General features: G+C 71.6%; 18 protein-coding genes. 11 read left to right on the top strand and 7 right to left on the bottom strand.

The window, feature by feature from the left end; all coding sequences use genetic code 11:
• Window positions 1-12: 12 nt before the first annotated feature.
• The 4 genes from JYA75_RS14190 to JYA75_RS14205 are packed head-to-tail and all read right to left on the bottom strand — an operon-like array spanning window position 13 to window position 3621.
• Window positions 13-990, bottom strand: coding sequence for a glycine betaine ABC transporter substrate-binding protein (locus tag JYA75_RS14190; protein ID WP_006939655.1), 978 nt, complete (start codon window positions 988-990; stop codon window positions 13-15).
• A complete protein-coding gene (locus JYA75_RS14195) occupies window positions 987-1793 on the bottom strand; it encodes an ABC transporter permease (protein ID WP_043801414.1) in 807 nt (268 codons plus the stop codon). The genes JYA75_RS14190 and JYA75_RS14195 overlap by 4 nt, the downstream gene beginning before the upstream one ends.
• Window positions 1790-2980: an ABC transporter ATP-binding protein gene (locus JYA75_RS14200; RefSeq protein ID WP_050035489.1), complete on the bottom strand. Its 1191-nt coding sequence runs from the start codon at window positions 2978-2980 to the stop codon at window positions 1790-1792. Before JYA75_RS14200 ends, JYA75_RS14195 begins: the two co-directional genes overlap by 4 nt.
• The gene (locus tag JYA75_RS14205; protein ID WP_029544703.1) at window positions 2977-3621 is read right to left on the bottom strand and encodes an ABC transporter permease; all 645 of its coding nucleotides are present in this window, start codon (window positions 3619-3621) and stop codon (window positions 2977-2979) included. The genes JYA75_RS14200 and JYA75_RS14205 overlap by 4 nt, the downstream gene beginning before the upstream one ends.
• 188 nt (window positions 3622-3809) lie before the next feature.
• Here JYA75_RS14205 and upp point away from each other — a divergent pair, with 188 nt between their 5' ends.
• Both upp and JYA75_RS14215 read left to right on the top strand, forming a co-directional pair.
• The gene (gene upp, locus JYA75_RS14210) at window positions 3810-4433 is read left to right on the top strand and encodes a uracil phosphoribosyltransferase (protein WP_203330121.1); all 624 of its coding nucleotides are present in this window, start codon (window positions 3810-3812) and stop codon (window positions 4431-4433) included.
• 379 nt (window positions 4434-4812) lie between these two features.
• Window positions 4813-5508, top strand: a complete 696-nt coding sequence (locus tag JYA75_RS14215; protein WP_006939646.1) for an MspA family porin — start codon at window positions 4813-4815, stop codon at window positions 5506-5508.
• A gap of 68 nt (window positions 5509-5576) precedes the next feature.
• Here JYA75_RS14215 and JYA75_RS14220 read toward each other — a convergent pair whose 3' ends face one another.
• Together JYA75_RS14220 and JYA75_RS14225 are read right to left on the bottom strand one after the other, a co-directional pair.
• Window positions 5577-7052, bottom strand: a complete 1476-nt coding sequence (locus tag JYA75_RS14220) for a phospho-sugar mutase (RefSeq protein ID WP_161995066.1) — start codon at window positions 7050-7052, stop codon at window positions 5577-5579.
• Window positions 7049-7861: a purine-nucleoside phosphorylase gene (locus JYA75_RS14225; RefSeq protein ID WP_006939640.1), complete on the bottom strand. Its 813-nt coding sequence runs from the start codon at window positions 7859-7861 to the stop codon at window positions 7049-7051. The genes JYA75_RS14220 and JYA75_RS14225 overlap by 4 nt, the downstream gene beginning before the upstream one ends.
• 65 nt (window positions 7862-7926) lie before the next feature.
• Here JYA75_RS14225 and JYA75_RS14230 point away from each other — a divergent pair, with 65 nt between their 5' ends.
• The 6 genes from JYA75_RS14230 (at window position 7927) to JYA75_RS14255 (ending at window position 14668) form a co-directional block, all read left to right on the top strand.
• Window positions 7927-8625, top strand: coding sequence for an enoyl-CoA hydratase/isomerase family protein (locus JYA75_RS14230; RefSeq protein WP_006939639.1), 699 nt, complete (start codon window positions 7927-7929; stop codon window positions 8623-8625).
• A gap of 34 nt (window positions 8626-8659) precedes the next feature.
• Entirely contained in the window at window positions 8660-9820 is a 1161-nt protein-coding gene (locus tag JYA75_RS14235; RefSeq protein WP_065923430.1) for a M20 family metallopeptidase, read from the top strand.
• A complete protein-coding gene (locus tag JYA75_RS14240) occupies window positions 9817-10971 on the top strand; it encodes a M20 family metallopeptidase (RefSeq protein ID WP_161995065.1) in 1155 nt (384 codons plus the stop codon). The genes JYA75_RS14235 and JYA75_RS14240 overlap by 4 nt, the downstream gene beginning before the upstream one ends.
• 54 nt (window positions 10972-11025) lie before the next feature.
• Window positions 11026-12066: an iron ABC transporter substrate-binding protein gene (locus JYA75_RS14245; protein WP_006939636.1), complete on the top strand. Its 1041-nt coding sequence runs from the start codon at window positions 11026-11028 to the stop codon at window positions 12064-12066.
• 104 nt (window positions 12067-12170) lie between these two features.
• Entirely contained in the window at window positions 12171-13625 is a 1455-nt protein-coding gene (locus JYA75_RS14250; protein WP_170914114.1) for an iron ABC transporter permease, read from the top strand.
• Window positions 13622-14668, top strand: a complete 1047-nt coding sequence (locus tag JYA75_RS14255) for an ABC transporter ATP-binding protein (RefSeq protein ID WP_050035483.1) — start codon at window positions 13622-13624, stop codon at window positions 14666-14668. The genes JYA75_RS14250 and JYA75_RS14255 overlap by 4 nt, the downstream gene beginning before the upstream one ends.
• On the opposite strand, the gene JYA75_RS14260 is transcribed toward JYA75_RS14255, so the two are convergent.
• Window positions 14665-15135, bottom strand: a complete 471-nt coding sequence (locus tag JYA75_RS14260; protein WP_006939627.1) for a gamma-glutamylcyclotransferase — start codon at window positions 15133-15135, stop codon at window positions 14665-14667. The two genes, JYA75_RS14255 and JYA75_RS14260, sit on opposite strands and share 4 nt — an antisense overlap.
• Window positions 15136-15312: 177 nt before the next feature.
• Between JYA75_RS14260 and JYA75_RS14265 the strand changes: the two genes are divergently transcribed.
• The 3 genes from JYA75_RS14265 to JYA75_RS14275 all read left to right on the top strand — a co-directional run bounded on the left by JYA75_RS14265 (window position 15313) and on the right by JYA75_RS14275 (window position 18006).
• Window positions 15313-16713, top strand: coding sequence for an NAD(P)H-quinone dehydrogenase (locus JYA75_RS14265; protein WP_006939626.1), 1401 nt, complete (start codon window positions 15313-15315; stop codon window positions 16711-16713).
• A 61-nt stretch (window positions 16714-16774) separates the two neighbouring features.
• Window positions 16775-17194, top strand: a complete 420-nt coding sequence (locus tag JYA75_RS14270; RefSeq protein WP_203330122.1) for a VOC family protein — start codon at window positions 16775-16777, stop codon at window positions 17192-17194.
• Window positions 17191-18006, top strand: coding sequence for a MerR family transcriptional regulator (locus JYA75_RS14275; RefSeq protein WP_065922376.1), 816 nt, complete (start codon window positions 17191-17193; stop codon window positions 18004-18006). The genes JYA75_RS14270 and JYA75_RS14275 overlap by 4 nt, the downstream gene beginning before the upstream one ends.
• Window positions 18007-18194: the final 188 nt, after the last annotated feature.

Raw genomic sequence — 18194 nt, forward strand, 5'->3', positions numbered from 1 at the left:
GCACACCCCGTCCTACTCGATGAAGCCCTTCTCCACGAGCCAGTCGTAGGCCACCTCGGCCGGCTCCCGGCCGTCGACGTCGATCTGCCCGTTCAGCTCGATGAGGGTCTCGTCGGTCAGCTCCCGGGTGACGGGTGCGAACAGGTCGGCGATCTGCGGATTCTCGGTGAGGGTCTCCTCGCGGACGACGACGGCCACGTTGTAGATGGGGAAGAACGTGCGGTCGTCCTCGAGCACCGCGAGATCGAGCGCCTCGATCCGTCCGTCCGTGGTGAACACCTCCCCGAAGTTGCATTCGCCCCGGGCCGTCGCCTCGTAGATCGCCCCGGTGTCCAGGGTCTTGATGTTCTCCCGCGGGACCCCGGAGCCGAGGGGGATCCCGTACGTCTCGAGCATCGGCTGCAGGCCGTCGTTGCGGTTGGCGAACTCGGATTCCACGCAGAAGGTGCGTTCGGCGACCGGGATGTTCGCGATGTCGGAGAGCGAGTCCACGCCGAGGCGCTGGGCGTTGCGGCTGGTGGCCGCGAAGCCGTAGGTGTTGTTCATGGGGGCGGGCGGCAGCCACGCCAGATCGTTCTCGCGCAGGTCCTCGTCGCGCACGGCCTGGTACTGGGCCTGCTCGTCCGGGATGGCCTCCTCGTGTCCGAGGTAGGCGATCCAGGCCGTTCCGGTGTACTCCCACTGGAGGTCGACCTGTCCCTCGAGCTGCGCCTGGCGGGAACTGGCGCTGCCGGGGATGTTGGTCAGATCCGTGACGTCCGCACCGGCCGAGCGCAGAAGGATCACCGCCATCTTCCCGAGCAGGACTCCTTCCGAGAAGTTCTTCGACCCGACCGCGACGCTCGCCCCGTCGAGCCGTTGGACGGACTGCAGGGGACCGGCGAGCTCGCCGGTGGGGACGAAGCCGCCGGCGGTTCCGAGTCCGCAGGCGGTCAGGGTCGCCGCGACGAGCAGGGATCCGACGATGCGGGGCAGCAGGATCCGGGTCACCGGCGCAGCCCCTTCGGTTGCACCGTGAGTTCGAGGACCCGGCCCGCCCAGTCGATGAGCAGGGCGAGCAGCGCCACGAGCAGGGCCCCGCTGACGAGCACCGGATACCGGAAGAGGGTGATGCCGGTGACGATGAGGGAACCGAGGCCGCCGGCGTTGATGAACGTGGCCAAGGTGGCGGTGCCCACGAGCAGGACGAGGGCGGTGCGCACGCCGGTCATGATCACCGGTACGGCGAGCGGCAGTTCGACGCGCAGCAGCACCCCGGCGCCGGACATGCCGATTCCGCGGCCGGCCTCGACGAGCGTGGGGTCGATGCCCTCGATCCCGGTGATCGTGTTCCGCAGCACCGGAAGGACGGCGTACAGGGTCAGGGCGACGACCGCCGTTCCGAATCCGAAGCCGAGCCAGATCGCGAGCAACACGATCAGGCCGATGGCCGGGGCCGCCTGGCCCGCGTTGGCGATCCCCACCGCCACGGGTGCGAGTGCGCGTGACCTCGGCCGGGTCAGGGCGATGCCGAGCGGGACGGCCACCGCCACGACGAGGATCGCCGAGACCACGGTGAGCCCGACGTGTTGCCAGAGCAGGGTCGTGATCGTGGTCCAGTCGAGTTGCCGGGCCTCGATCGAGTCGAGGTCGGCGTTGCCCCGCCACAGTGCCCACGCGGCGAACACCACCGCCACCAGGACGGGGATGACGACGAGCAGCCCCGTGTTCTCACGCCCCGCGCCGGCGTCGCGCGAGCGTGTCCCGGTTCCCGCGGCGCGCGACGGCGCGGCCGGCTCGGCGTCGAGGCTCATATGCGGCTCCCGGTGTCGTCGGCGCCGGGCCCCGCCGAGCGTGGACCGGTGGGGCGGATCCGGTTGGTGACGGACTCGAAGTTCACCAATCCGAGGAATTCGTCGTGCCGGCCGGTCACGATCGCGGCCCCGTGCGCCGAGGTGAGCATCGCGTCGAGCGCATCGTTCAACGTGGCGTGCCGATCGAGCGTGATCACGCCTTGCGGTTCGCCGGCCGGGACGGACTCGGCGCCCTCGAGCTCGTGCACCCACAGCCACGCCACCGGCCGCCGTCGCTGGTCGAGGACCACGACGGTGTCGTCGTCGTTCGCCGCGGCGCGGGAGACAGCCTCGGCGGCGGGGCTTCCCACGGTGGCGGTGGTGCCGTCGGCGAGGTCGAGGTCGTCGACCCGGCTGAGGGACAGCTGCTTGAGGGTGGACCCGGCGCCGACGAACTTCTCGACGAACCGGTTCGCCGGTGCCGAGAGGATCACCTCGGGGGTGTCGTACTGGGCGACGTGCGCGCCCTCCTCCATGATCAGGATGCGGTTGCCCAGCTTCACGGCCTCGTCGATGTCGTGGGTGACGCACACGATCGTCTTGCGCAGTTCCTCGTGGATGCGCAGCAGCTCGTCCTGCAGCCGGTGCCGGGTGATCGGATCGACCGCCCCGAACGGCTCGTCCATCAGCACCACGGGCGGGTCGGCGGCCAGGCCCCGCGCGACGCCGACCCGCTGCTGCTGGCCGCCGGAGAGCTCCCGCGGGTACCGGTCGCAGTACTTGCCGGGATCCAGGTTGACCAGTTCGAGCAGCTCCACGACCCGGTCCGCGGTCCGTCGCTTGTCCCAGCCCAGCAGCCGGGGCACGATCGAGATGTTCTGGGCGACCGTCATGTGCGGGAAGAGGCTGCCGCCCTGGATCACGTACCCGATCCGCCGGCGCAGGTCGTCGACGTCCGCGGAACGGACGTCCTCACCCCCGATCAGGATGGTGCCGGAGGTGGGTTCGACGAGCCGGTTGATCATCTTCAGCGACGTGGTCTTGCCGCAACCGGACGGACCGACGAACATCACGATCTCGCCCGCCGGGATGTGCAGGCTCAGTCCGTCGACGGCGGGCCGGGCCTGACCGGGGAAGGTCTTCACCACGTCGACCAGGTCGATGTCGGTGCCGCTGATGCCCCCGGCGGAATGTGCTGGCGTGTTCATCGGGCTCGGATTCCCTTCGAGACGGTGACCTTGCCGATCGCGAGGAGCAGTGCGTCGAGAGCGAGGGCGAGCACGACCACGCCCACCGTGCCCACGAGCGCGGAATTCAGGGCGTTGGCGCCACCGATCTGGGACAGGCCCGTGAAGATGAACGAGCCCAGGCCGGGGCCGAGGACGTAGGCGGCGATGGCGGCGACCCCCATGGACATCTGGGTGGAGACCCGTACCCCGGCGAGGATGACCGGCCAGGCCAGGGGGAGCCGTACGCGGGTGAGGGTGCCGACCTCGCCCATGCCGAGGCCTCGCGCCGACTCGACGAGCGCCCGGTCGACGCCCTGCAGGCCGACGACCGCATTACGCAGCACGGGCAGCGCCGCGTAGAACGCCACGGCGATGAAAGCCGGGGTGACGCCGATTCCGACGAGCGGGATCAGGATGCCGAGCAGGGCGAACGACGGGATCGTCAGACCGATGGCGCTGAGCGCGTTCGCCACCGGTTCGAGCCGCGGGACGCGCGTGACGATCACCGCGATCACGACGGCGACGATCGTGGCGAGGAGGACGGCCTGCACGACCAGGCTCACGTGCTGGTAGGCGCTGAAGGCGATCTGCGCCTTCCGCTCGTCGACGAATTCCCACATGCGCACCCGTCCCGTCTCCCCGCACGCCCGACTGTCACGATGGCACACCTGCGGTGGGCTTCGCGCCGAGACGGAGAACCGCGACGGAGAACCCGGCAGGCACGGACCGTCGATCGCCGCCCGAGGGCGGGTGGTCCGCGGCCCCACTCGGCGGCAGGCACACGGTGGCCGCGTTCTATCCTTCCGGCATGGATTCGCTCGTCGTCGACCATCCGCTCGCCGCCGCTCTCCTCACGACCCTGCGTGACGAGCGCAGCGACAGCGCCGCCTTCCGGTACGCGCTGCGCCGGCTTACCCAGATGCTGATCTACGAGGCGATCCGGGACGCCCCGGTGGAGCAGTTCGAGGTGCGCACGCCCGTCGCGAGCACGACCGGTGTGCGCCTGCAGCAGCCCCCGCTGCTGGTGCCGGTGCTGCGCGCGGGGCTCGGCATGGTGGAGCAGGCGCACGCGCTGATCCCGCAGGCGCGCGTGGGCTTCGTGGGGTTGGCCCGGGACGAGAAGACGTTCGAGCCGGTGCCGTACCTCGAGTCGCTCCCGGACGACCTGTCCGGCCTGCCGGTCTACGTGCTCGACCCGATGCTCGCCACCGGCGGCTCCATGGTCCACACGATCGAGCTGCTGGTCACGCGCGGAGCAACCGACGTCACCGCGGTGTGCGTGGTCGCGGCCCCGGAGGGGGTGGCGGCGCTCGCCGACTCCGGTCATCCGGTCCGGTTGGTGACCGCGACGATCGACGAGGGACTCAACGAGGACAGGTACATCGTCCCGGGACTCGGGGACGCCGGCGACCGCCAGTTCGGACCTCGCTGAGGCGGCTCGCGGATCCGCTTGCGCCGCACCAGCGATCCGCATCGGCGCCGAGATAGTCTTGTATGTCCTCTTTGTCTGTTGTGTGACAGGATTACAATAGAGTTTCTTTTGGGATCTGGTGCGGGTCGGCTCCGCGGCATTGCGCGCCTCGCCGGCATCCGGCCCGGAACCCGCGAAACCGCAGGACAGGAAGAGATTCCGGTCGCGGTGCCGGACGTGAGGGGGTCCGGTCCGGAGCGGCGGTGTGTCCGGCCGATTCCGTCTCGTTTCGGCGAAGATGATCAACTCGCCTTCCGGACGGGGCTTCTGTGGTTACGCTCGCCGAGATCGGTTGGTTCGTCCACTGCCCTCGACCGTCCACGAAAATGAGGTCCGCTCGATGATCAACACCTTCTCCGGCAACAGGTTTCGACAGTGCGCCCGGGCCACCGCACTCGGTGCGGCCGCAGTGCTGGGCATGGTGGTGGGGTCCGGCAGTGCCGGAGCCGCTGTCGACAATGCCCGGACGCTGCCCCTCGGCAACAACAACGCCATCGAAGTGCTCCAGGCCGACACGTCGATCCAGTCCTATCCGCCGCTCGACAGCTCGCCCGTCAGCTTCGAGTTCTTCCACGACGAGGTCGTATCGGTCAACATCACCGGGCCGGACGCGGATTCCTTCCAGGACACCAAACTGACCATCGGATACCAGATCGGCTATCCCGTCGCCCTCAACGGTGCCATCGTGCACATCAACACCCCCAGCCTCGACTGGGAGGTTGGCAACGAGTTCGGCATCGGCGTCGAGCTCGCCCCCGAGTTCGCGCTCGGGCTCGACGCGAGCACCGGCGCGACGATCGGCGGTTCGATCATCCCCTCCCAGGAGATCGAGGTCGATCTTGCGCCCGGCGGCATCACCGACGTGGCATTCGTCCAGGACATGGAGTTCGACGGCAGGGCGGCGACCGTCCGGCTCGCGGGAGTCCACGGCTCGGTCTCGGGAGCGCTCGGCCCGGTCACGATCCGCCCGTACGCCAGGGCTGTCACCTCGAACAACGACACCGTCATCACATACGGGGTGCCGCACCGCCTTTGAGAATCGTCGTCGCTCCGGTGCCGGCTGTGACCGCGACACGCGGGCACCGCCGGCACCGACGTGCGTGGTTACCCGTCGCTCAGCGCGGATGCCCACGCGCGCAACGCCCGTAGGCGCGCCGTCGCGCCGCCGCGGTCACCGTCCGGGGCGACCGCCTCGAGATAGCACTTGAGCTTCGGCTCGGTGCCCGAGGGCCGCACCACGACGCGCACCGACGCCCCCTCGAGTACCACCGCGTCCGTGCGCAGCGGGCCGGCCGCCGTCGCGAGGTCGGTGGCCGTGACCGGCTCCCCGGCGAGTTCGGCCGGCAGCGCGGACCGCAGCCGGCTCATGATCGCCCCGATCCGCGCGAGGTCGGTCACCCGGATCGAGACCTGATCGCCGAGATGCAGCCCGAATTCGCGGTACAGGGCGTCGAGAGCGTCGACGAGCGTGCGCCGCCGGGCCTTCAGCTCCGCGGCGTAGTCCGCGACGACGATCGCCGTGGCGATGCCGTCCTTGTCGCGCACCGCATCCGGGTCGACGCAGTGTCCGAGGGCCTCTTCGTACGCGTACACCAGCCCGTCGCCCGCGCGGGCGAGCCACTTGAAGCCCGTGAGGGTCTGCGCGTAGCGGGCGCCCCGCGCGGCGGCGAGCTTGCCGAGCAGGGACGAGGAGACGATCGTCGTCGCCACCAGTGCACCGCGCGGGGCCCCCGCGAGAATCCGGTCGCCCAGCAGCACCCCGGTCTCGTCGCCACGCAGCATCCGCCAGCCGTCGGGCGTGGGGACGCCCACGGCACACCGGTCGGCATCGGGATCGAGGGCGACGGCGATGTCGGCGCCGACCTCGGCAGCGAGCGCGAGCAGGGCGTCGGCGGACCCCGGCTCCTCCGGGTTGGGGAACTCGACGGTGGGAAAGCGCGGGTCGGGCGCGAACTGTGCGTCGACGACATGCACGTCGCCGAAGCCGGCCGCGCGCAGGGCTGCCACCGCGGTCTCCCCGCCGACGCCGTGCAGCGGCGTCAGTGCGACGCGGAGTTCCCGCGCCGCGGAGCGCGGCAGCGACGCGACGCGCGCGAGATACCGTGCCACCAGTTCGTCCCCCGCGGGTGCGACGGTGACGCGCGGCACCGACGCCGCGTCGCCGACGGCGTCGATCGCCGCCTCGATCTCCCGGTCGTCCGGCTCGACCAGTTGTGCGCCGCCGCGGGTGTAGACCTTGTAGCCGTTGTCCGTGGCCGGGTTGTGCGACGCGGTGATCTGCACACCCGCGACCGCGTCGAGCGTCCGCACGGCGTACGCCGTCACCGGGGTCGGGAGCGGGCGCGGCAACGCCACGACGTCGAAACCGGCGGCCGCGAGAACCTCTGTGGCGGCGGCGAAGAACTCGGCCGATCCGGTGCGCGCGTCGCGGCCGACGACCACGGTGCCGCCGCCGGAGCCGCGCGCGTCGAGCCAGCGGGCCAGGCCCGCGGTGGTGCGGACGACCACGTCCTCGTTCATGCAGTCCGGGCCGTCGCCGACGGGGCCGCGCAGCCCGGCGGTGCCGAAGCGCAGGGTCACAGCCGGCCCGCCAGCTCACGCAGCAGGTCGCCCATGCGGGTGGCGGCGGCCCGTCCCGCCGCAAGGACCTCGTGGTGGTCGAGGTGCTCGCCGGTGATCCCCGCCGCGGCGTTGGTGACCAGGGAGATGCCGAGGACCCGGGCGCCGGCGGCACGCGCGGCGATGGTCTCGTGGACGGTGGACATGCCCACCAGGTCCGCGCCGAGGGTGCGCAACATGCGGATCTCGGCGGGGGTCTCGTAGTGCGGGCCGGGCAGGCCGGCGTACACGCCCTCGCCGAGGGTGGGGTCGATCTCGCGGGCGAGGGCGCGCAACCTCGGGCAGTAGGCGTCGACGAGGTCGACGAACTGGGCGCCGACGAGCGGCGAGCGCCCGGTGAGGTTGAGGTGGTCCGAGATCAGGACCGGCTGACCGACCGCGTGATCGGGCCGGATGCCGCCGGCGGCGTTGGTGAGCACGACGGTGCGCGCGCCGGCGGCGACGGCGGTGCGCACCGGATGCACGACGCGGCTCAGGTCGTGCCCTTCGTAGGCGTGGGTGCGGCCCGCGAGGAGCAGCACCGGGGTCTCGCCGACCCGCACCGAATGCACGGTGCCCGAATGTCCTTCGGCGGTGGGCGGGGCGAATCCCGGCAGTTCGCTCATCGGAACGTCGGCGACCGCCGTGCCGAAGCGCTCCACCGCGGCGCGCCAGCCGGAGCCGAGCACCACCGCGACGGAGTGCTCGGGCACGCCGGTGCGCTCGGCGAGTGCCGCGGCGGCGCGGGCGGCCTCGGCAGGGGGATCGGCGATGGCGTCGGGTGCTCCCATGTCGGTCGACCCTAGCGCCAACCGTGTTGTTACTCACCGGTAGGTTCTGGCGCTATCCTCTCCGCATGCCATACCTCGAACGCGACGGCGACGTCTTCGTCCTCCACCTCGGCGACCGCTCCGGCGGCGACACCGAGAACCGCTTCCACCCCGACTGGCTCTCCGCCGTCCACGCGCTGCTCGACGAGGTCGTCGCGCACGACGGCCCCGCGGCGCTCGTCACCGCGGCCACCGGGAAGTTCTGGAGCAACGGCCTCGACACCGACTGGATCTTCGGGAACCTCCCCGGGCTGCCGGGTTACCTCGATTCCGTCCACGAGTTGTACGGGCGGATCCTCACCTTCCCCGCGGCCACCGTCGCGGCGGTGCAGGGCCATGCGTTCGGTGCCGGTGCGATGCTCGCGCTGACCCACGACTTCCGCGTGATGCGGGCCGACCGCGGCTTCTGGTGCCTGCCCGAGGTGTCGCTGAACATGCCGTTCACCGTGGGCATGTCCGCACTGCTGCGCGAGCGGCTGCCGATCCAGGCCGCGGTCGAGGCGACCACGACCGGCCGCCGGTTCGGCGGTGGTGACGCCCTCGCGGCGGGCATCGTCGATCGCGCCGTCGACGGCGACACCGTGCTGGCCGCCGCCGTCGAGCGGGCCGCCGCCCTGACCGGCACCCGGGGCGCCAACCTGGCGGGCATCAAGCGCGGTCTGCACGCGCCGCTGATCGCGGCGCTCGAGACGAAGACGGACGAGTCGAACTTCCGCCTCGGGTGAGGTGCCCTCGTTCCGCCCGTGCCAGACTGAGCGGGTGACGAGCGATGCGGACAGGGCGATCGAGGCTGCGTCGGACGGCCTGATCGCCCTGTCGCATTCGATCCACGCCGAGCCGGAGCTGGCCTTCGACGAACACCGCAGCGCCGCGAAGATCGTCGAACTGCTGCGCGGCGGCGGATTCGAGGTCCGCACCGGGATCGCCGATCTGCCCACCGCGTTCGACGCCCGGTTCGGCAGCGGGGAACTCGTCGTCGGCATCTGCGCCGAATACGACGCCCTGCCCGGCATCGGGCACGCGTGCGGGCACAACATCATCGCCGCCGCCGCCGCCGGCGCGGGCCTGGGTCTCGCCGCGGTCGCCGACGCCCTCGGCATCACCGTCCGCGTCATCGGCACGCCCGCCGAGGAGACCGGCGGCGGCAAGGTGCTCATGCTCGAGCGCGGCGTGTTCGCCGACGTCGGCATGGCCCTGATGGTGCACCCGGGCCCGTTCGACATCACCGGGGCGACGTCGCTGGCCCTCGCCGACATCGCCGTCACCTACACCGGTCGCGAGGCGCACGCCTCCGCCGCCCCCGAATACGGCCGCAACGCCGCCGACGCCGCGACCGTCGCGCAGGTCGCCGTCGGCCTGCTGCGTCAGCATCTGCTGCCCGGCCAGCAGATCCACGGCATCGTCAGCGACGGCGGCACCGCCCCGAACATCGTGCCCGCGCACACCGAACTGCTGTACTACCTGCGGGCGACGACCGCGGACTCCCTCGCCGACCTGTCCGAGCGCGCCGGGAACTGCTTCGCCGCCGGGGCTCTCGCCGCCGGCTGCACGCACGAGATCCGCACCGTGTCGCCGACCTATACCGAACTGACTCCCGACCCGTGGCTGGTCCGGGCTTATCGTGAGGAGATCATCGGTCTCGGGCGCACGCCGCTGCCCGTCGAGGAGGAAGGATCGCGCCCGCTGGGCAGCACGGACATGGGAAACGTGACGAACGTGGTGCCGGGTATCCACCCGGTGATCGGTCTCGACTCGGGTGGGGCGGTGACCCACCAGGCGGCGTTCGCCGCCGCGTGCGTCACCGCCTCGGCGGACCTCGCCGTCCTCGACGGCGCCCGCGCGCTCGCCGCGACGGCGGCCCGGGCGGCGACCGATCCCACGCAGCGTGCACGGCTGCTCGAGAACGTGGCGCGCCGATGAACCCGTACATCGAGAAGTGGCTGGGCGAGCACACCGACGACCTGTCGGCGTGGCGCCGGCACATCCACGCCAATCCCGAACTGGCCCGTCAGGAGTACGCCACCACCGAGTTCGTCGGGAGCACGCTCGCCGCCGCCGGGCTCGAACCGAAGGTGCTGCCGCGCGGCACGGGCCTGATCTGCGATCTCGGCCCCGAGGGTCCGCGGATCGCCCTGCGTGCCGACATGGACGCGTTGCCCATGCAGGAGCTGACGGGCCTGCCGTTCGCCTCCACCGTGCCGGGCGTGACACACGCCTGCGGGCACGACGCACACACCACCGTCCTGCTCGGCACGGCGCTGGCGCTGCACTCGGTGCCCGAGCTGCCGGTGGGTGTGCGGCTGATCTTCCAGCCGGCCGAAGAGGTGATGCCGGGCGGCGCGCTCGACGTGGTCGCCGCGGGCGCGCTCGAGGGGGTGGCCCGGATCTTCGCGTTGCACTGCGATCCGCGGCTCGAGGCGGGCCGGGTCGGGGTGCGGGTCGGGGCGATCACCTCGGCCGCCGACACGGTCGAGCTGGTCCTCGACTCGCCGGGCGGGCACACCTCCCGCCCGCACCTGACGGGCGATCTGGTGTACGGGCTCGGCACCGTGATCACCGGGCTGCCGGGCATGCTCAGCCGGCGCATCGACCCGCGCACGAGCACGGTGATGGTGTGGGGCGCGGTGACGGCGGGCAAGGCCGCGAATGCGATTCCCCGCACCGGCATGCTGACCGGCACCGTCCGCACCGGCGACCACGAGACGTGGGAGCTGCTCGAGCCGATGGTGCGCGAGATCGTGCACGGTCTGCTCGCGCCGACCGGCCTGAGCTACGAGCTGGACTACCGGCGCGGTGTGCCGCCCGTCGTCAACGACGAGGTGTCGGCCCGGATGGTCGAGGACGCGGTGCGCGCGATCGACCCGGACGCGCTGGCGGACACCCCGCAGTCCGGGGGTGGGGAGGACTTCTCCTGGTACCTCGAGCAGGTTCCGGGGGCGATGGCCCGGCTGGGTGTGTGGCGGGGGACCGGGCCGAAGCTCGACATCCACCAGCCCGACTTCGATCTCGACGAGCGGGCCCTGGCCGTCGGCCTACGGGTGATGACGAACCTGGTCCTGGGATCAGGTTAGGCTTGCACAACCTGTACGTTGCCTGTGAGTCGTCGCTCACGCCAGGAGGTCCGGATGCATTTTCGACGCAGAGCTGTCGCCGTACTGTCGGCCGGGGTCGTCGCCGCCGTGTTGGCCGCGTGCGGCAGCGACTCGGGATCGGGTGAGTCCGAGGGCGGTTCCACCGGTGCGCTCACCCTGTACTCCGGGCGCAGCGAGAACCTGGTCGGGCCGCTGATCGACCAGCTCGAGGGCACCCTCGGCTTCGAGGTCGACGTCGTCTACGGCAGCACCCCCGAGATCACCGGAAAGCTGGTCGAGGAGGGCGGCTCCTCGCCGGCCGACGTGGTGTTCACCCAGGACGCCGGTGCGCTCGGCCTGCTGGACCAGGCGGGGCTGCTCGAGACGCTGCCGGCGTCGGTGACCGAGCTGGTTCCCGCCGACTACCGCGCCGCCGACGGCACCTGGGTGGCGACCTCCGCGCGCGCCCGCGTGCTCGTCTACAACGACGAGAAGGTGCAGCCGCAGGATCTGCCCACCGGCATCGACGGCCTGCTGGACCCGAAGTGGAAGGGCCAGATCGGCTTCGCCCCGACCAACGCGTCGTTCCAGGCGTTCGTCACCGGGCTGCGCGTCGCGCGCGGCGAGGACGGGGCCCGCGCCTGGCTCGAGGCCTTCAAGGCCAACGAGCCGGTGGCCTTCGAGGGCAACGGCCCGCTGATGGAGGGTGTGGACACCGGCCAGGTCACCCTCGGCCTGACCAACCACTACTACTGGTACGGCCTCGCGGACGAGCGCGGTGCCGAGAACCTGAACGTGCAGGTCTACTACTTCCAGGCCGGTGATCCGGGCGCGCTGGTGAACATCGCCGGGGCCGGCGTGCTGAAGACCACGGACCAGAAGGAGCAGGCGGAGCAGTTCGTCGCCGCGCTGCTCTCGCCCGAGGCCCAGGCCTACTTCGCCGACGAGACGGCCGAGTACCCGGTCGTCGAGGGCGTCGAGACCAAGGACCAGCTGCGTCCGCTGTCGGAGATCGGCAACTCCGACATCGAACTCGCCGAACTCGCCTCGCTCGAGCAGACCCAGGCGTTGCTGCAGGAGCTGGGATTCATCTGATCCAGCTCGCCGCTCTCCGTCCCACCCGGCGCAGCCGGCCCGTTCTCACGCTGGCTGCGCTGGGTGTCTCGGTGTTCGCGCTCGCCCCGGTGGCACACCTGGTCATGCGTGCGTTCGCAGACGGCCCCGACCGCGTGTGGTCGCTGGTGTTCCGGCAGCGCACCCTCGATCTGGTGTGGCGCAGCGGCATTCTCGCGCTCACCGTCACCGTCGCCTGCCTCGTGATCGGCGTCACCGCCGCGTGGCTCACGGCACGCACCGACCTGCCCGGCCGGCGGTGGTTCGCCCTGGCGCTGAGTGTTCCGCTCGCCATCCCGTCGTACGTGTCCGGCTTCGTCTACATCGCCCAGTTCCCCGGCCTCGCGGGTTTCGCGGGGGCCGCGCTGGTCCTCACCGCGGCGAGCTTCCCGTACGTGTACCTGCCGGTGTCCGCCGCGCTGGCCTCGGTCGATCCGGGACTCGAGGAGGTGGCCCGCACCCTCGGCCGGTCCCGGCTGCGCACCACGCTCACCGTGACCCTGCGTCAGGTGTGGCCGACCGCGGCGGCCGGCGGCCTGCTGGTGGCGCTGTACACCCTCAGCGACTTCGGCGCCGTCGCGCTGATGCGGTACGAGGCCTTCACCCTCGCCATCTACGGCAGCTACCGGGGGCTGCTCGACCGCACCCCGGCCGCGGTGTTCGGCTTGGTGCTCGTCGTTCTCGCCGTCGCGCTGACGGTCTCCGAGCGCCGGGTGCGCCGCGGGGCCACCGCGCGCGTCGGTTCCGGCGCCCCACGAGCCGCCGCGGCCGTGCCGCTGGGCGGGCAGCGGTGGACAGCCCTGGCGTTCCTCGCCGTCGTGCTGGTGGTGAGCGTCGGCGTGCCGCTGGCCGGACTTGCGCGCTGGTTGTGGTTCTCGCAGCAGGCGGCGATCGACTGGGCGGGGATCTGGACGGCGACGACGTACACGCTGTGGGTGGCGGCCCTGGGGGCGTTGCTGACGACGGCGCTGGCCCTGCCGGTGGGCACCCTGGCGGCGCGTTCGACCTCGCCGGTGGCGCGGTTCACCGAGAGCGCCTCCTACGTCGGGTTCGCGCTGCCCGGCATCACCGTGGGTCTGGCTCTGGTCTTCTTCGGTATCCGGCTGCTGCCGCAGTGGTACCAGCACACCCCGATGCTCGTGATCGGCTACGCGGTGTTGTTCCTGCCGCTCGCCGTCGGGTCGATCCGCGCGGCCGTCGCCTCGATCCCGCTCGGCCTCGAGGACGCGTCCGCGACCCTCGGCAGCGGACGGCTGCGGACCGGCGTCCGGGTGATGATCCCGCTGGCCGCGCCCGGTGTCGTGGCGGGCGCGGCGCTGGCGTTCCTCACCATCGCGAAGGAACTGCCCGCGACGTTGTTGCTCGTGCCGATCGGGGAGGACACCCTGGCGTCACGGATGTGGAAGTACACCGAGACCCTCGAATACGGTTCGGCGGCCCCGTACGCCGCGATCCTGGTGCTCATCGCCGCGCTGCCGTCGCTGGTGCTGGGCCGACTGTTGCGGGGCCGGGTCGATGCGGAAAGTGGCGGTGAGGAATGAGCGGGCTCTCCATCGAGGGCGTATGCGCCCGGTACGGGCGGACCGAGGTCGTCAGCGACGTCTCGCTGACGGTGGAGCGAGGCGCGTTGCTGGCCGTACTCGGGCCCTCGGGCGGGGGCAAGACCACGCTGCTGCGCGTCGTCGCGGGTCTGCACCCGGCGAGCGCGGGGCGCGTCGTCGCGGACGGACGCGACCTCACGGCTCTGCCGCCGGAGCGCCGGGGGGTGGGGCTGGTGCCGCAGGAGGGTGCGCTCTTCCCGCATCTGAGCGTGGCGCGCAACGTCGGCTACGGGCTGGTGCAGCCGACGTGGCGATCGATGGTGCGGCAGAAGTCCGTCCGGCACCGCCGCGTGGCGGAACTGCTCGACCTGGTCGGCCTGGCCGGCACCGGTCAGCGCAAGCCGTCGCAGTTGTCCGGCGGCCAGCAGCAGCGCATCGCGCTGGCGCGGGCGCTGGCCCCGAACCCGTCCGTCGTACTGCTCGACGAGCCGTTCAGCGCCCTCGACGCCGGGCTGCGGGCCAGTCTGCGCGCCGAGGTCCGCGCCCTGCTGCGGGACCAGGAGGTCGCCTCCGTGCTGGTCACCCACGACCAGGCCGAGGCCCTGGCCATCGCGGACACGGTCGCGGTGATGCTCGGCGGGCGTGTCGCCCAGGTGGGCACCCCGGAGGAGGTCTATCGGTGGCCCGCGACGCTCGAGGTGGGCGCATTCGTGGGGGATTCGGTCGTGCTCGACGCCGATGCGGACGGCGACCGCGCGCACACGGTGATCGGTGCGGTCCCGCTCGCCGCCCCGGCCCACGGCAAGGGTCACGTGCTCGTGCGCCCGGAACAGGTGCAGGTCGCCGCGGCCGACGAGCCGTCGAAGTTCACCGTGCTCGACATCGCCTTCGGCGGGGCACTGACGGAGGTGCGGGTGACCGGCGCCGGGCAGACGATCCGGGCGCAGCGGGCCGCGTCGCACGACGTGCAGGCCGGGGATCCGGTGACGCTGCGGGTCGGCGTCCCCGTGCCGTTCTACCCGGACCGGCCGGCCGGGGACTAGAAGCTGTCGGGCCGGCCCGGCCCGACGTTGCGGCTGTTGCGGGTGCGCAGGTCGCGCACGTAGTCGGCGGGGGCTCCCGCGATCTCGGCGGCGTCGGCCATCACGCCCAGGTAGCGGGCCGACGGCAGGCCGCCCTCGTACGCGTCGAGGACGTACAGCCAGGCGAGCACGGGACCGTCGTCGGTGTCCACGCGCAGCCGGATCTTGCGGTGGATGCCGAGTTCGGAGCCCTCCCACCGGTCGAGGCTGCGTTCGTCCTCGTCGGGTACGTCGTACAGCACCACGAACACCTTCGAGTCGGGATCCTCGACGACGGTGGCGAGCGCACCCTCCCAGCCGATGTCGCCGCCGCTGAACGTCAGCCGCCAGCCGTGGAGCCAGCCGGTTCCGGCCATCGGCGAATGCGGGCAGCGCTGCAGCATCTGCTCGGGATGCATGTTGGAGCCGTAGGCGGCGTAGATCGGCACGGGGTACAGGCTAATGGCTGACCGTCCGGCGCAGGACACGGGGCGCTGGCCGCTGCGTGGCCGAGTCCGCGTGCGCAGGACGGGGCCGGTGGCATAGCGTGTCTGCGGACGTTCGGCAACCCCGGCGCCCGCACACCCGGACCGAGGACCATCTCGGAATCGATACAGAGGAGAACAATGACCCGGATCGTGATCATCGGCGGCGGCCCTGCGGGCTACGAGGCGGCGCTGGTGGCGGCTCAGTACGGCGCGACCGTGTCACTGATCGATTCGGACGGGGTCGGCGGTGCCTGCGTGCTCTTCGACTGCGTGCCGTCCAAGACGTTCATCGCGTCCACCGGCATCCGCACCGACATGCGCCGAGCCGCCGACCTCGGCGTCCAGCTCGAAAGCTCCGGGGTGGCGCTGCCCGAGGTCAACGCCCGGGTCAAGAGCCTCGCCCGCGCGCAGTCCGCGGACATCCGCACCAAGCTCGAGGCGGCCGGCGTGCAGTTGCTCAGCGGCCGCGGCGAGCTCATCGACAGCCAGGTCGGGATGGCGGCGCACCAGGTGCGCGCCAACCTCTTCACGGGCGAGGAGCGGATCCTCGACGCCGACGTCGTGCTCATCGCGACCGGCGCGAGCCCGCGGGTGCTGCCCGGCGCGGAGCCGGACGGCGACCGCATCCTCAACTGGCGTCAGCTCTACGACCTCGACGCGCTGCCCGAGCACCTCGTGGTCGTCGGTTCCGGTGTCACCGGCGCCGAATTCGTCTCCGCCTACACGGAGGTCGGTGTCCAGGTGACGCTGGTCTCGAGCCGCGACCGGGTGCTGCCGCACGAGGACGAGGACGCCGCCCTCGTGCTCGAGGACGCCTTCGCCGAGCGGGGCGTGAACCTGGTCAAGCACGCCCGTGCCGACGCCGTCGAGCGCACCGCGAACGGGATCCGGGTCAAGCTGGCCGACGGGCGCATCGTCGAGGGCAGCCATGCCCTGATGACGGTCGGCTCGGTGCCGAACACCTCCGACCTCGGGCTCGAGAAGGTCGGCCTGCAACTCGACCGGGGCGGTTACCTCCAGGTCGACCGGGTCTCGCGCACGTCCGTCTCGGGAATCTACGCCGCCGGCGACTGCACCGGGCTGCTGCCGCTGGCGTCGGTGGCCGCGATGCAGGGCCGCATCGCGATGTACCACGCCCTCGGCGAGGGGGTGAGCCCGATCCGGCTCAAGACCGTCGCCTCGGCGGTGTTCACGCGGCCCGAGATCGCCACGGTCGGCGTCAGCCAGGCCGCGATCGACAACGGCGAGGTGCCGGCCCGCACCGTGATGCTGCCGCTGCACACCAATCCCCGTGCGAAGATGTCGGGGCTGCGCCGCGGCTTCGTGAAGATCTTCTGCCGTCCCGCCACCGGCGTCGTGATCGGTGGCGTGGTGGTCGCCCCCACCGCCTCGGAGCTGATCCTGCCCATCGCGATCGCGGTGCAGAACAATCTCAGCGTCGACGATCTCGCCCACACCTTCTCGGTGTACCCGTCGCTGACCGGGTCGATCACCGAGGCGGCGCGCCAGCTGATGCGGCACGACGACCACCTGGACTGAGCGGGATGACCGGCGTCGACGTTCTTGACTCTCTCGCTGGGGGAGGGTCGACGGTGGACGCATGCGAACGAACAGCATCTTCCCCGTGGTCCCCGCTCACGACGTCGCCCGCAGCCGCGACTTCTATGCCGGGCTGCTCGGTCTGCGTGTGGTTTTCGACAGCGGCTGGTATGCGCAGCTGCAGGCGGCGACCGACGAGACCGTGCAGCTCGGTCTCGTGGCACGCGGCCACGAGACGATTCCCCGACCCCACCTCTCCGCTCCCGCCGGCGTGCTGATCTCGGTGGAGGTCGACGACGTGGACGCCGTGTATGCGCGCGCCGGCGACCTCGCACTCCCGGTCGCGTTGGAACTGCGCGACGAGGACTTCGGGCAGCGGCACTTCATGACCGTCGATCCCGACGGCCTGCTCGTCGACGTCATCACGGTGATCCCGTACGCGCCGGAGGTTGCCGGAAGCGGGGCGGTGGTGACCGGGTGAGCCCGGCCGACGGATGGCTGAGCATCGGCGAGTTCGCGCGGATGTCCCGGCTGAGCGTCAGGACGCTGCGCCACTACGACCGCGAACGGCTGCTCGCTCCAGGCCGGGTCGATCCGCGTACCGGATACCGGTACTACTCGCGCGAGCAGCTCGCCTCGGCTCTGCGCATCGCGGTATTGCGCAGAGCCGAGGTATCCGTCCCCGCGATCCGTCTCCTCCTGCAGGACCCCGGACACACCGAGGTCGTCCTCGCCGCGGAGCGGGAACGGATCGAGCGCGAGGCCGCCCGTAAGCACCGGGCGCTCGCCCTCGTCGCCTCCCTCGCCGAGGCCGAAGCCGGCGGCCTCGCCGTGCGCCGGCACTGGATCGAGGATCGAACGGTCTTGTGGCGCAATGGGGAATCGACCGCCGAATCTCTGGATTCGGATGTGACGAACCTCGTGACGGCGCTGCTGGCCGACGCGTCGAGCGCCGGGCTGCCCACCGACGCGCCGGTGGTGGGGCAGTACCCGGCCACCCTCGACGGCGTGGTGCAGTTCGGCGTCGGTCTCGAGTTGCGGTCCCCGCTCGGACGTGCGGAAACTGCCACGACGACGCTGCCGGGCGGGACTTTCGCGGGCGTGGACTTCGTCGGTCCGGTCGCGCTGCTGCCGGTCGCCTACCACGCACTGTTCGGGTGGCTCGACGAGCGCGGTCTCGCGGCCGAGGGGCCGTTCCGGGAGTACTACCTCACCGACCCGCGTGACGTCGCTGCCGATGCGATGCGTACGCGGGTGCTGCACCCCCTGCCGGGTGAGCACGTTTCGGGATGAAGGTTCCCCGAGGCCGGCGCGCCGCGGCTCCCGCGCCGGCTTCGCCCCACCGGATCAGGGTTCCATAGTGTGGGATCCGCATTCCACGCTATGGGCAGGTGGTGCTACGGTGGGGCGAGGACCGGATCCGGTCCGTCATCGACAGCCTCGCGCCGACCGCGGACCCGGGACGAAAGAGGTCTTCTCTC

The organism is Rhodococcus sp. PSBB066 (assembly GCF_017068255.1).
GTDB classification, from domain to species: Bacteria; Actinomycetota; Actinomycetes; order Mycobacteriales; family Mycobacteriaceae; genus Rhodococcus; species Rhodococcus aetherivorans.